This is a genomic window from Pantoea rwandensis, from assembly GCF_002095475.1.
GTDB lineage: Bacteria > Pseudomonadota > Gammaproteobacteria > Enterobacterales > Enterobacteriaceae > Pantoea > Pantoea rwandensis.
Genome location: NZ_MLFR01000030.1, coordinates 63,121 through 75,273 on the forward strand (window position 1 = coordinate 63,121; position 12,153 = coordinate 75,273).

The 12,153-nt window shown below is 52.3% G+C and carries 11 protein-coding genes and 1 pseudogene; 5 read left to right on the forward strand and 7 right to left on the reverse strand.

Annotation, left to right across the window (positions count from 1 at the left end):
* Positions 1-72: 72 nt before the first annotated feature.
* The gene (locus HA51_RS22020) at positions 73-1,257 is read left to right on the forward strand and encodes a BaiN/RdsA family NAD(P)/FAD-dependent oxidoreductase (RefSeq protein ID WP_084936789.1); all 1,185 of its coding nucleotides are present in this window, start codon (positions 73-75) and stop codon (positions 1,255-1,257) included.
* A gap of 129 nt (positions 1,258-1,386) precedes the next feature.
* Positions 1,387-1,671: a hypothetical protein gene (locus HA51_RS22025; RefSeq protein ID WP_240156061.1), complete on the forward strand. Its 285-nt coding sequence runs from the start codon at positions 1,387-1,389 to the stop codon at positions 1,669-1,671.
* Here the strand turns inward: HA51_RS22025 and HA51_RS22030 are convergent, their stop codons facing one another.
* Positions 1,672-2,367, reverse strand: a complete 696-nt coding sequence (locus HA51_RS22030) for a cysteine hydrolase family protein (RefSeq protein WP_084936792.1) — start codon at positions 2,365-2,367, stop codon at positions 1,672-1,674.
* An 88-nt stretch (positions 2,368-2,455) separates the two neighbouring features.
* Between HA51_RS22030 and HA51_RS22035 the strand changes: the two genes are divergently transcribed.
* Entirely contained in the window at positions 2,456-3,457 is a 1,002-nt protein-coding gene (locus HA51_RS22035) for a GlxA family transcriptional regulator (protein ID WP_084936794.1), read from the forward strand.
* 204 nt (positions 3,458-3,661) lie between these two features.
* Here HA51_RS22035 and HA51_RS22040 read toward each other — a convergent pair whose 3' ends face one another.
* A complete protein-coding gene (locus HA51_RS22040; RefSeq protein ID WP_084936798.1) occupies positions 3,662-4,150 on the reverse strand; it encodes an AraC family transcriptional regulator in 489 nt (162 codons plus the stop codon).
* 322 nt (positions 4,151-4,472) lie between these two features.
* Between HA51_RS22040 and HA51_RS22045 the strand changes: the two genes are divergently transcribed.
* Positions 4,473-5,516 (forward strand): alpha/beta fold hydrolase, encoded by a 1,044-nt coding sequence (locus tag HA51_RS22045; RefSeq protein WP_084936801.1) that lies wholly within the window; start codon positions 4,473-4,475, stop codon positions 5,514-5,516.
* A gap of 72 nt (positions 5,517-5,588) precedes the next feature.
* Here the strand turns inward: HA51_RS22045 and HA51_RS22050 are convergent, their stop codons facing one another.
* From HA51_RS22050 to proP, 3 genes and pseudogenes are all read right to left on the reverse strand, one after another.
* A complete protein-coding gene (locus HA51_RS22050; RefSeq protein WP_084936803.1) occupies positions 5,589-6,563 on the reverse strand; it encodes a GGDEF domain-containing protein in 975 nt (324 codons plus the stop codon).
* Between the two features lie 114 nt (positions 6,564-6,677).
* Positions 6,678-7,656 (reverse strand): annotated as a pseudogene (gene hemB / locus HA51_RS22055) (porphobilinogen synthase).
* A gap of 118 nt (positions 7,657-7,774) precedes the next feature.
* Positions 7,775-9,280, reverse strand: coding sequence for a glycine betaine/L-proline transporter ProP (gene proP / locus HA51_RS22060; protein WP_084936805.1), 1,506 nt, complete (start codon positions 9,278-9,280; stop codon positions 7,775-7,777).
* A gap of 573 nt (positions 9,281-9,853) precedes the next feature.
* Here proP and HA51_RS22065 point away from each other — a divergent pair.
* Positions 9,854-10,321, forward strand: coding sequence for a hypothetical protein (locus HA51_RS22065; RefSeq protein ID WP_084936809.1), 468 nt, complete (start codon positions 9,854-9,856; stop codon positions 10,319-10,321).
* On the opposite strand, the gene HA51_RS22070 is transcribed toward HA51_RS22065, so the two are convergent.
* Complete coding sequence (locus HA51_RS22070; RefSeq protein WP_084936812.1) at positions 10,313-11,272, reverse strand: D-2-hydroxyacid dehydrogenase family protein; 960 nt, start codon at positions 11,270-11,272, stop codon at positions 10,313-10,315. The two genes, HA51_RS22065 and HA51_RS22070, sit on opposite strands and share 9 nt — an antisense overlap.
* A partial coding sequence (locus HA51_RS22075) for an EAL domain-containing protein (protein ID WP_139810719.1) occupies positions 11,247-12,153 on the reverse strand: 907 nt, incomplete at its 5' end. The genes HA51_RS22075 and HA51_RS22070, both read right to left, overlap by 26 nt.

A 12,153-nucleotide genomic window follows, 5' to 3' on the forward strand; every position in this document is an offset into this window, starting at 1 on the left:
TTTTTTTGACGCTGGCGCGGAATGCCGCAGATCTCTACAATCACCGCCTTTCAATTGAGTGGATAAAACGCTGTGGACAAGTTTGACGTTATCGTAATAGGTGCAGGCGCTGCCGGCATGTTCTGTGCGGCGCAGGCAGGGCAGTTGGGTCGTCGTGTGCTGTTGCTGGATAATGGCAAGAAGGCGGGACGTAAAATCCTGATGTCCGGCGGCGGGCGCTGCAATTTCACCAATATGTATACCGAACCAGCAGCCTATCTCTCGCACAACCCGCACTTCAGTAAATCGGCGCTGGCGCGTTACACCCAGTGGGATTTTATCGATCTGGTGAATCGTCACAAGATTGCGTATCACGAGAAAACGCTTGGCCAACTGTTCTGCGATGACTCGGCGCAGCAGATTGTTGATCTCCTCTTGAAGGAGTGCGAGAGCGGCCAAGTTACGCTGCGGCTGCGCAGTGAAGTGCTGAGTGTGACGCGTGATGAAAATGGCTATACGCTGCAACTGAATGGTTCAGAGGTACAGGCAGAGAAGCTGGTGATCGCCAGCGGTGGATTGTCGATGCCAGGCCTGGGGGCAACGCCATTTGGCTACAAAGTGGCCGAGCAGTTTGGTTTGAAAGTGTTCCCAACGCGTGCGGCGTTGGTGCCTTTCACACTGCATAAACCGCTGCTGGAGCAGTTGAACACGTTGTCAGGCGTGGCATTGCCCACCACCATTACCGCGCAGGATGGCACGCTATTTAAAGAAGCGATGTTGTTTACTCATCGCGGCTTGTCGGGCCCGGCGGTATTGCAAATCTCCAGCTACTGGCAACCGGGTGAATTTGTCACGATTAACCTGTCTCCTGAAACCTCGCTGGATGATTTCATCAACGTACAGCGCGACGCGCATCCCAACCTGAGCCTGAAAAACAGCCTAGCGAAAATTTTGCCGAAGCGACTGGTGGAAGTGTTGCAGGAACTGAAACAGATCCCGGATGTGACGCTGAAGCAGCTCAACAGCAAGCAGCAGGCCGAGTTGGTCACCACGTTGCATCAGTGGCGCGTGCAGCCGAATGGCACCGAAGGTTATCGTACTGCCGAAGTGACGATGGGCGGTGTCGATACCACGCAACTCTCCTCCAAAACCATGGAAGCGCGTGATGTGCCCGGCCTCTACTTTATCGGCGAAGTGGTGGATGTCACTGGCTGGCTGGGAGGATATAACTTCCAGTGGGCGTGGAGTTCAGCCTGGGCGTGCGCGCAGGCGCTGTAAATCCATGGGCCGCCTCTGAGGTGGCCGAAAATCGCGATATTTCTTTCTTAGTTGGTCAATTTCAACATGTTTAAAATCAAGTTCCTTCTGCCCCTTATTATTGTTATTAGCGCCATCGTCTGGTGGCTTATGCCGCACTACAGTGATGAAGACAAAGGCTATTACATCGCCATGTTCTGCACCTTGACGCACGACGGGCGCGACAATTCGCCGCAGGCTATGCAACAAATTATTGAAGGCAGTAACTCAGATTACGCATTGCAGAAAATTCATTTCCAGTCGGGTCTTGCCGCTCATCTGCAAACGGTGTGGCAGGACTTGTCGCCAGAGCAGCAGCAAAAGGCGCGACAGGAGAGCCTCTCCTGTCGCCAAGCCATGTCAGAGAAATTGCTCCCGGGCAAAGCGGTACAGTGATCAGTGCACCGGCAGCGCTAATACCGCGTCGGTGGTTTTGATTTCAGCGAAGACATCGGCCACGCCTGCCAACGCGCTTTGTTGCAGTATCTGGTGGTCGACGATCTTGTTGTCCCAGGTCGCCAAGTCACGCGTTGCGGTAGCATCTTCCGGTATGATCACGGAGTAACCGAGCGGCACGGCATCCCGTGCGGTTGATGAGACACACATGTGTGTCATCAAGCCGGTCACGATCAGCTGTTTAATGCCCAAGGCGTCTAGCTGCTGTTGCAGGTCGGTGCCAACGAACGAGCTGGGGGTGGCTTTGCTGATCACGCGGTCATTTTTGCCCGGCTGCAAATCCTTGTGGAACTCGGCAAAGCGACTGCCTTTGGCAAACAGCGGACCGTCTGCGGCACCAAGATGCTGCACGAAAAACACCGGCATGCCGTTTTTGTGGGCGAACTCAACGATACGCTTGCTGTTTTGCAGTGCTTTCATGCCGTCTGGGATTGGCATCTTGCCGCCAGGAAAATATTCGTTCTGAATATCAATCACGAGCACGGCGGTCTGTTTGGCGGTGAGCTGTGTGGTGGCCGTTGCGCCGCTTAGGGTGCGAATGGTTGGCGCGTTATCGGCTTTACGATCATCAGCAACGGCAGTACCTGAAATCGCCATCGCCAGTGCTAAGGTTCCTGAAGCAAAAAAGTTTTTCATGATGCATCATCCTGAGTCTTAAGAGATCGACATGACCTCCGATAGATTGAAGTATGGCGATGACGCCGGACGTGAAGGAGTACAACGGATGACAAATAACGTTCACTTTGCGCCAAAGATTGCGCGCGCGGATACGCCAATTAAGGTCGGAATCGTCGTGTTTGACGACATCATTCCGTTTCACCTTTCTGTGCCCTGTGCGGTGTTTGAGAAGGCGGAGCGCGAAGATGGCAGCCCGTTCTACCAATTGTTGATCTGCGCGACACATGACGGACCACTGAAAACTAACAGCGGTTTTTCGATTGTTGCCGAACATGGTCTGGCCAAACTCGCCGAGGCGGATATGGTGGTGGTGCCAAGCTGGAGCGATCCGGCGATTTCACCACCAGAGGATTTGGTGAGGGCGTTGCAGCAAGCTGCACAGCGTGGTGCGCAGATGGTGGGCTTATGTCTGGGTGCATTTGTGCTGGGCGCAGCCGGTTTGCTACAACAGCAGCGTGCGACCACGCATTGGCACTGGATGAGTGATTTTGAGCGACGTTACCCCGATGTGGCGATTGACCGTGACGTGCTCTATATCGATGAAGGGCAGATTGTGACTTCGGCGGGTACGGCGGCAAGTATCGATTGCTGCCTGCATCTGGTGCGTGAGCAGTGTGGCGTAGACGTAGCGAACAGCGTGGCTCGTATGCTGGTGGTTCCGCCGCATCGGCAGGGCGGGCAGGCGCAGTATATTGAACAGCCGGTGTATCACTCAGCAGGCAATGATCGTTTTATGTCGGCATTGAGTTGGGCAACAGAAAATCTGCAACAGGTGCTAACGTTGGAGCAACTGGCGGAGAAAGCATTGATGAGTCGCCGCAGTTTCACGCGCCGTTTTAATCAGACCACGGGCAGCTGTTTCAGCGATTGGTTGGTGAATCAGCGTTTGGCACTGGCGCAGCGCTTTTTAGAGAAAACCGATCAACCCATAGAATTAATTGCGGAAAAGGCCGGATTCTCTTCACCCTTGATGTTACGAAGACATTTTAAAAAACATCTGAATACCTCGCCGTTACAATACCGAAAAACATTTCGTGGTCGCATCTGATATCGACGTGTTGAATATCGCGATATTGCTCAGGCGTTGAGTGCACAAGTCAGCATGTGGGTAGTGATATTTTTTCTGTATGTGAATGATTCCTGTTATAAACGGGTGGTATACCCCCCGTTTATAATGTGTTCGAATGCAAACTCGATAGTGTTGAATTAATTATCTTGGTAATAAATATGCGAAAAATAATCCCTTGCTTTATTAACGCATTTCACACGCAATACGTGCGGGGTATTTTCCGCTTTGCGTCACAGGCACACGAACTTCTTTTTCATGTTCGGTGCGATGAAATCCCTGCTTTCGGCAAATTGAGCAAGGGTCATCACTCAGCTGGAATGCCTGCTGTGTTTCTGCGCTCAGTTGACGCTTACGGCAAAAGAGCGGCGTGCATCCCATGACCTGTTTGAAGGAGCGGGTGAACGATTGCTGGCTTTCAAAATGGTATTTTACGGCCAGACTGATAATCGGCGCGTTGCTGTATTTCAGCTCGCTGACACAGCAAACCAGTTTCTTTTTACGGATATAACGAGCCAGCGTTTCATTATGATAGCGGGCGAATAATTTCTGTAAATACCATTTTGAATAACCAGATTTTATGGCGATATCATCAATGCTTAAACGCTGATCCAGGTTTTCCAAAATCCATTTTGTGACCGAATCAATAACCCCTTCGTTGTATTTTTGCTGCATAGTCGTGGCCCTCCATTAACTGGATACAGTGTAAGATAATTAATCTTTCCAATCATCCGATTAACGTAAAGTTTTATAAGGAAATACCGTTTTTATTATTTGTCATCAAGAACGGTCTTGCTTATCGTGAAAAATAATCCTTTTATGTTGTACTGATGTTGAATATTCCGCCTAATACCGCACTTTATTTTTAACTCAAATTTCCCATCCCTTTGCCTGGCTTAACAGTGCGAAATCGAATGGCGACTGGCACAGCGCATCAATACGACATAGCGAATAACATGCCAAACTGATCGTTTTGCTCAGGCTCAGGAGAGCTCGCATGGCCTTTCGTTTCCCTGTAAAACAGTCAATTGCCGTTATTTTATCGTCACTGGCGCTGCTCCAGGCTACCCCCACGCTGGCAGCCAATGTCTATGGTGAGCAGTTGGAAGGTTTTCAGTATCCTCATCCCTTGCAGCATTTTGATTTTTCCTCCCAGCAACAGCCGTTGAGCATGGGCTACATGGATGTCAAACCCACTCAGCAAGCCAATGGTCAAACCGTGGTATTGCTACATGGCAAGAATTTCTGTGGTGCGACGTGGGATGACACGATCACCGCGCTGAGCCAAAAGGGTTATCGCGTGATTGCGCCGGACCAGATTGGATTCTGCAGCTCCAGCAAACCGGCCAATTACCAATATAGCTTCCAGCAACTCGCGTTGAACACGCATCAGTTATTGCAGCAGTTGGGTATTGATAAGGCCGTGATTGTCGGTCACTCCACTGGCGGTATGTTGGCTACGCGTTATGCGCTGATGTATCCGCAACAGACGCAGAAACTGGTACTGGTCAACCCGATTGGTCTTGAAGACTGGAAAGCGAAAGGCGCGCCCTGGCGCTCAGTGGATCAGTGGTATCAGCGCGAACTTAAGCTCAATGCGGCGGGTATCAAAAAGTATGAACAAACGACCTACTATGTTGGGCACTGGAAGCCCGAGTATGACAAATGGGTCGATATGCTGGCGGGCCTGAACAGCGGACCGGGCCATAAGAAGGTGGCGTGGAACTCCGCATTGATTTACGACATGATCTTTACCCAGCCGGTCTATTACGAGTTTAAAGATCTGAAAGTCCCGACGACGTTGATGATTGGCACGGCTGACACCACCGCGATTGGCAGTGATATCGCACCGCCGGCCATCAAGGCGCAGCTCGGCCATTACAACGTACTGGGCAAGCAGGTCGCTAAAATGATTCCTGGCGCACAACTGATTGAATTCCCAGGTTTGGGGCACGCGCCACAAATGGAAGAACCGCAGAAATTTAATCAGATGTTGATTCGCGACCTGGCGCGTCCCCTCTCACCAGCAACTTCTCGCTGATCGATCGGGGAACATAGCACCTGTCGGAATATGAACGAGATCTAAAGGGGCGTGCATAGCGCGCCCACGAGATTAGCGCGCCAGCTGTTTCTTACCGTGCTTGACTTCATACATGCGCGCATCACTGCCTTCCAGCAGCTGCTCCAGTGATTGCGGGTGATCGGGATCGAACTCCACAATGCCGGATGAGAAGTGCAGCGCATAGCGACGCTCAAGGTCGTGCGTTTGCTGTTGCAGGAGGCGGTCAAAGCGCGCCAGGACGCCCTCGGCATCGCCCTGCTGTAGGCCGTTAAACAGCACCACAAACTCGTCACCGCCCAAACGAGCAAAGAGATCGGCATGGCGGAAGCTCACCTTCATCGCGTCCGCAAAGTCCATCAGGGCGCGATCCCCCTCACGGTGACCCAGCGTATCGTTGATGACTTTAAACTTGTCGAGATCGAGGAAAGTCAAACTGGCGGGCAGTTGCTTCACTTGACACTCATTCAACGCGAGTTGGCCGAGTGTCATAAAGCCGCGACGATTGGTGATTTGTGTCAGTTCATCCGAGGTCGCGGTCTGGAATGCCACCAGCTCTGCTTCTGCCATGGCTGCCAAATCGCGCAGCGTATGCATATCATCAGCATTAAATTCGCGCGCATGATGATCGACGATACAAAGCGTACCGACTTTAGCGCCAGCGGGTGTGCGCAGCGGGCAACCGGCGTAGAAGCGCACAGGATGGTCGGCGGTATTCACAAGCGGATTGTCGTGGAAGCGCTCATCTTCGAGGGCGTTTTCTACCACCATCACATCATCTTGCAAGATGGCGTGGCCGCAGAACGAGGTGTTACGCGGTGCGGTCGCGCCGCTTTGACCGGCGATGGATTTGAACCATTGATGGTCCTCTTCCAGCAGGCTGACGAGCGCCACCGGTACGCCAAACAGGCGACGGGCAAGGCGGGTTAGACGGTCAAAACGCTCTTCTGCAGGGGTATGCAGAATGTTGAGCGCACGTAACTGGGCCAGACGATGTGACTCGTCCGCAGGCAGTGCAGGTGCTTTCATCGCGTTACTCTTTATTTTGAATTATTCGGGTACGACAACACTGGTGTTTTGGTGCCACAAAGGCTTAAAGCGCTTAGCAACGGTTGCGATAGCCGATGCTAAGCGTAACGGATATCAGAGCACTTTTTGCTCTGCGAGATCAAGGGCAAAATAGCTGAAAATTAGGTCTGCACCGGCACGTTTGATCGCACCGAGGCTTTCCAGAACCACATTGCGTTCGTCGATAGCACCGGCCTGTGCGGCAAATTTAATCATCGCATACTCACCACTCACCTGGTACGCAGCCAGCGGCAGAGTAGTGCGCTCGCGGATATCACGCAGAATATCGAGGTAAGCACCCGCGGGTTTCACCATCAGTGAGTCGGCCCCTTCGGCTTCATCGATCAGTGATTCACGAATCGCTTCACGACGGTTCATCGGATTCATCTGATAAGTTTTACGGTCACCTTTTAACGCCGTTCCTGCGGCTTCACGGAACGGGCCGTAAAACGAGGATGCAAACTTAGTGGAGTAAGACATGATCGCAGTATCGGTAAATCCGGCCGCATCCAATGCCTGACGAATCGCTTTCACCTGGCCATCCATTGCGGCTGACGGTGCGATGAAATCCGCACCCGCTTGCGCGGCGACAACCGCCTGTTTGCCGAGGTTAATCAGCGTCTGGTCATTATCCACGCCATGATCGCACAGCACACCACAGTGGCCGTGGCTGGTGTATTCACAGAAGCAGGTGTCAGACATCACGATCATTTCCGGCACGGTGTCTTTGCAGATGCGCGACATACGCGCCACCAAGCCATTTTCGTTCCACGCATCACTGCCGGTGGCATCGGTGTGATGGGAAATACCGAAAGTCATCACGGAACGAATGCCGGCTTTCGCAATACGCTCGATTTCATACGCCAGACGTTTTTTCTGGAATACGCATCACACCTGGCATGGCATTAATGGGAACGTAATCATCCACTCCCTCTTCAACGAAGATGGGGAGAGCCAAATCGCTCAGGCTAAGGTGGGATTCCTGGAACATTTCACGCATTGAAGCGCTTTTACGCAGTCTTCTTGGACGCTGGATAAGATTGAATTCAGACATGCTCATACAACTTATGCTGATGAAAAAAGTGACAGTAGTTTACCGCTTTTCGCCAGCGGGGATGAAGGATTGTGTGCGGAAATGAAAACTCCCGCCGGATGGCGGGAGTGGGGGAGCATTACTCGTTGATGTCCGGGTGCTGCTGCACCAGGTTTTTGCGTTTCGCCTCTAGCTTGGCGATTTCTTCGTCAATATTCTCGATTTTCTGCTCAATATTGTCGTGATGCTCCTGCAGGATTTCACGCGCTTCTTCAATATCCGAAGCCGCTGGCGTGGCACCGCGCAGTGGCTGGTTGGCGGTCTCTTTCATGTAGATACCGGTGATCAAACCAATCACCGCCACCACCATCAGGTAGTACGCAGGCATATACAGATTGTTGGTTGATTCAACCAGCCATGCAGCGAAGGTTGGCGTTAAACCAGCGATCAGTACCGAGATATTAAACGCACTCGCCAGCGCACTGTAACGAATGTGCGTCGGGAACATCGCAGGCAGCGAGGAGGCCATCACACCGGTAAAGGCGTTGAGGATCACCGCCAGCAAAAGCAGACCGGCAAAAATCAGGCCCAGCACGCCACTGTTCACCAGCATGAAGGCCGGAATGGAGAACACGAACAGTGCGATACTGCCGATAATGATAAACGGGCGACGACCGAAGCGGTCACTCAGCATCCCCATTACTGGCTGGACAAACAGCATACCCATCATAATCGCGATGATGATCAACACACCGTGATCTTCCGAGTAGTGCAAGTTATGCGACAGGTAGCTTGGCATATAAGTCAGCAACATGTAGTAGGTCACGTTGGTGGCAATCACCAGACCGATACAGGCCAACAGACTTTTCCAGTGCTTAGTGGCGATCTCTTTGAATGAGACTTTAGGGCCGTCACGCAGACCTTCACGATCGCCTTGCTCCAACTTCTCAACGTGCTGCTGGAACGCCGGGGTTTCTTCCAGTGCATGACGCAGATAGAGACCAATCAACCCTAATGGCAGCGCCAGGAAGAACGGCAGACGCCAGCCCCATTCCAGGAATTTCGCTTCACCGATCACGGTAGAAATCAGTACCACCACGCCCGCACCGAGTACAAAGCCGGCGATCGAGCCGAAGTCGAGCCAGCTACCCATAAAGCCGCGCTTACGGTCTGGCGAATATTCGGCAACGAAGATTGAGGCACCGGTGTATTCACCGCCCACCGAGAAGCCCTGCGCCATTTTGGCCAGCAGCAGCAGAATGGGGGCCCAGATGCCGATTGAGGCATAAGAAGGAATCAGGCCGATACAGAAGGTACTGATCGACATGATGACAATAGTGATGGAGAGAATTTTCTGACGACCGTATTTGTCGCCCAACATACCAAAGAACAAACCACCAAGTGGGCGGATCAGGAAGGGAACGGAGAACGTACCCAGTGCAGCAATCATCTGCACGCTTGGCGATGCATCGGGGAAGAACACCTTACCCAGCGCGTATGCCACAAAGCCATAAACACCAAAATCAAACCACTCCATCGCGTTGCCCAGAGAGGCTGCGGTAATAGCTTTTCGTAAACGGGCGTCATCGATAATCGTGACGTCATCCAGCCCGATAGGTTTTACACGCTTCCTACGTATTTTCATGATGTAACCCTGTATTGGAATTCGAAAAATCCTCAACGCTGCAGACTACATTTTGCGGCTAGTCCACGGCGTTGAGAAAATTTAAGCATAGCCGTGAAATACGATTTTTCCCGGCGTTGCTACGGTAATAATTAGGGGTGAAATGATTACGCCCCGCGACAGAGTATACCGATTTTGTGTGATATTTGTCATATTTCAGCCAGCAACTGGCTATTTTTTGGCTAAAACTCTGGTTGGATGGCATAGAAAACGCAGCATATAAAATCCAGGAAATTGCGCGTCAGGCCACGAAATGCGGGCGTTTCGGCATGTAGGGTGGTGTGAGGGTGGCAAATGACTTAATTGATGTTTTTTCTGATAAGGTCTGGAGAAAATTTTGATGATTTTCAGCGATATCAACTGAACATCGCCGATTGATTAAGCCAATATCCTGACAAGTAGCAGCTTCATTACCCTATCTGATTGTTGCGCAAATAAATAAGGAATACTTATCATTAAGCGAAGCGGCAAGCTTTACTTGCCAGCATCTCATCATTCAGTAATACTCTGCCGCCTGGCTCAGGTGGACTGTTCATGTCGAGAAAAAACGCCCAATTGTTTGAGAATCCCTGGCTGTCGCAAATCGACAGTGTAGAAAGGAATCTTATCAATTATGCGCCTGCTGCACGGCGAACTGCTCCTGCTCCTGTGGTCCCGGTGGGGTGGATTGACTGTGGTGAACGCGCTGATGCGCAGTTGGCACTATTGGCTCAGCAGCCTGATGAGCTGCTGAAACGCCTGAGAACCTGGCGGCAAGCGGGATTACTGACCAGCCAGGCAGCAGAGAGTTTTCGTCAGCTGCAAAGCCTGACGCAAACCAGCATTGCGCGTAATCAACCCATCACGCAGCTTGAAGAGTATCAACAATTGGTGGGGCAATTAACGCCGACGCTGGAACGTATTAACCAACGCCTCAATGCACAACGCCAGCCTGCCAATATGGCCGAAGACAGCCTTGAGGTGGCGCTGCGTATTGCCGAAAAACGCCGTCGTTCAGAGTAAAGACCGCAATGGCGCGCCCGTCACCCATCCCTGAATGTCTTCCACTGCTTGCGTAAAATAAGTGTGGTAGTTGCTATCCGCTACATAGCCAAGATGCGGTGTCGCCAGCACGTTGGGCAGCAGACGCAGCGGATGATCAGCCGCCAACGGCTCATGTTCAAACACATCCAAACCTGCCCCCGCAAGCTGGCCCGATTGCAGTGCGGTTATCATCGCTTGCTGATCGACAATCGCAGCGCGTGAGGTGTTAATCAGCAGTGCTCCGGGTTTCATCTGTGCGAGCGCCTGTGTATCGATCAAATGACGCGAGCGTTCGCTGAGCACCAGGTGTACGGAGACAAAGTCACTTTCAGCCATCAGTGCCGCGAGCGATGGCATACGCTCAGCGCCACATTCGGCGGCACGAGCCTCCGTCAAATTCTGGCTCCATGCACACACGCGCATACCAAACGCCTGTGCCACCTTTGCCATCTCTCCACCGATTTTTCCCAATCCGAGTAAACCGAGCGTTTTGCCGTGTAAACCGATCCCCAGCGTCTGCTGCCACGGCCCGTTGCTGCGTAGCGCCTGATTCTCTACCCCGATATGGCGGGCGAGGCCAATCAGTAAACCCCAACTCAGTTCCATCGGGGCCGCGCTACTGCTGGCGGTGCCGCACACGGCAATGTAGCGCTCGGCGCAGGCGTGAAGATCAATCGACGCATTCCGCATTCCGGAGGTCACGATCAGCTTCAGATTTGGCAATCGCCCAATCAATTCAGCCGTTAATGGCGTGCGTTCACGCATCACCACCAGGATATCAGCATGGGCGATGTGATCGACCAGTTCGTCCTGATCGTCATAATGTTGGGTGAGTGCGGAGGTATGAACAGTGGGTTCGAGCGTTGCCCAGTCGGCTAGCGATAAGGCAACGTTCTGGTAATCATCAAGAATGATGCAATTCAGACTCATGGTGTTCCTCAACGAGAAGCGGCTGGCGCCCTTGCTCATTGAGCCAGGCCCGGAGCCGGTCATTATCCATCGGACGGGCATAATAATAGCCCTGAATCAGCCGCACGCCACGTTGCTGCAGATAGGCGAATTGTAACGAGGTCTCCACGCCTTCACCGAGCACATCCAGCTCAAGTTTGTGGCACAGGTTGATAATGGCGTCCAGTACGGGTGTCTCCACCTCCAGACCTTCAATCGCATTAATAAACCCACGATCGATTTTCAGATAATCCAGCGGGAAGGTCAGCAGGTAAGAGAGAGAACAGTGGCCTGTGCCGAAGTCATCAATCGCCACTTTCATACCATGAGATTGGAGATAACGCAGTTTGCGCGCCACCAGCTCGCCATCATCGATCAGACTGCGTTCGGTGAGTTCCAGTGTGACTATCATCTGCTTGTCTTTGATGCGACGGGCAAAGCGCTGAATATCCTGCACGAAATCGGCATGTTGTAGATGGTCTGCTGCGACATTCAAGCCAATATGGAATCCCGGCTCTACTTGCCAACTCTGGATGTCTTCCGCCATCAGTTCCAGCAAATGCTGCGTTAACGGCACAATCATGCCTTCGGATTCAGCATGACTAATAAAGATGTCAGGGCGAATCATCTCACCATTCGGCAACTGCCAGCGCAGCAGGGCTTCGGCACCCTTGCAACGCTGGATTTCAGTGCTGTATACCGGCTGATAATTTACTGAAAATTGGCGATTGCGCATGGCGCGGCGGATCTCATCCGCCCATGAAATGCGTCGGCGCAGCCAGTTTGCTGTCAGCACCATCAGCAGAATCGAGAAGATGGCCGCCATGGGCAAGAAGATAAACAGGGCCTGGCGCCAGGCTTTC

What these genes read in the sequence shown, in the direction of transcription:
- HA51_RS22050 (WP_084936803.1), bottom strand. Translation starts at nt 6,563, where the DNA reads ATGAAAGCACCTGCACTGCCTGCGGACGAGTCACATCGTCTGGCCCAG.
- HA51_RS22025 (WP_240156061.1), top strand. Translation starts at nt 1,387, where the DNA reads ATGCCGCACTACAGTGATGAAGACAAAGGCTATTACATCGCCATGTTC.
- HA51_RS22045 (WP_084936801.1), top strand. Translation starts at nt 4,473, where the DNA reads ATGGCCTTTCGTTTCCCTGTAAAACAGTCAATTGCCGTTATTTTATCG.
- HA51_RS22040 (WP_084936798.1), bottom strand. Translation starts at nt 4,150, where the DNA reads ATGCAGCAAAAATACAACGAAGGGGTTATTGATTCGGTCACAAAATGG.
- HA51_RS22070 (WP_084936812.1), bottom strand. Translation starts at nt 11,272, where the DNA reads ATGAGTCTGAATTGCATCATTCTTGATGATTACCAGAACGTTGCCTTA.
- HA51_RS22035 (WP_084936794.1), top strand. Translation starts at nt 2,456, where the DNA reads ATGACAAATAACGTTCACTTTGCGCCAAAGATTGCGCGCGCGGATACG.
- proP (WP_084936805.1), bottom strand. Translation starts at nt 9,280, where the DNA reads ATGAAAATACGTAGGAAGCGTGTAAAACCTATCGGGCTGGATGACGTC.
- HA51_RS22065 (WP_084936809.1), top strand. Translation starts at nt 9,854, where the DNA reads ATGTCGAGAAAAAACGCCCAATTGTTTGAGAATCCCTGGCTGTCGCAA.
- HA51_RS22030 (WP_084936792.1), bottom strand. Translation starts at nt 2,367, where the DNA reads ATGAAAAACTTTTTTGCTTCAGGAACCTTAGCACTGGCGATGGCGATT.